Annotated in this window: 1 pseudogene; it reads left to right on the plus strand. The window is 51.3% G+C overall.

The window, feature by feature from the left end:
• A pseudogene (locus tag N1032_RS24100) lies at positions 1-934 on the plus strand (hypothetical protein); the annotation flags it as partial.

Genomic DNA, 934 nt, shown 5'->3' on the forward strand with positions numbered 1-934 from the left:
CCTTTGCAGAGTGCTTACAATGATTTTATTTACTGGACAAACGCCCGTAACAGTGACCCGATGAAAGAAATCTTTGATTATCTTGATACTCAGGGTTACACCGTTGATAACGGGATTTTAAAAAAGGTAGTTACTGAAACCAAAAACACAGCGCCGGAAGTGGCCCCTTATACGGTCAGTGCTACCAGTGCTAACGCACCTGCTACCACGGCTACTACCTTTGCCCCGGTGGTAACTTACGTTGATAGCGCACCAAAAGCCCCGGCATATATCGCCCCGGTTGCTCCGGTAACTGTTACCCCGGCAGCACCTGTAATCAATGCTCCGGTAGCCCCTGATTATGCCGCTATCGCTCAGAAAGCCAAAAATGACGCAATGAGCAAGGCTAACACCATTGGCGGCAGAATCACCAGTAAAGCAAGCCAGCAGGAACCTAATTTACCTGCTACGCATACCTTTACCACGTTACCAGCGGCAACCCCTGATTTACAGCCAGCCGCGCCAGTGGTCTATAACTCACAGTCACAGAAAGTAAACGACCATTCACAGGCTGTAGCCAACATTCAGGGCGGCAAAGCAACGGCGGCGGGTTATATCACCCCTCCTGTATACACTGCCCCGGCTCCGCAACAGTTGCCAGTAGTGGCCCCGGCTACGCCGTCTGTAAACGTACCTACAGCCCCGGTAGTATCTACAGTGGTTGCCCCTACTCCGGTTATCAGCAATGCTACCCCGTCTAAACAGACTCAGGGCGGCGGCGTATGGGATATGGCCCCGGAAATCAAAGGCGACAACAAAGGGCAGATTGTACAGGTTGATTTAGTACAACACACAGTAGCAGCGCCGCGCCCTACTACGCCTATTATCGTTAACCCGGATGTTATGGGCCAGCCTGTAAGCACTAATACCATTGCTAAACCTATTGCCCTTAATC

The sequence above is a fragment of the Herbiconiux daphne genome, assembly GCF_024979295.1.
Lineage (GTDB): Bacteria > Actinomycetota > Actinomycetes > Actinomycetales > Microbacteriaceae > Herbiconiux > Herbiconiux daphnes.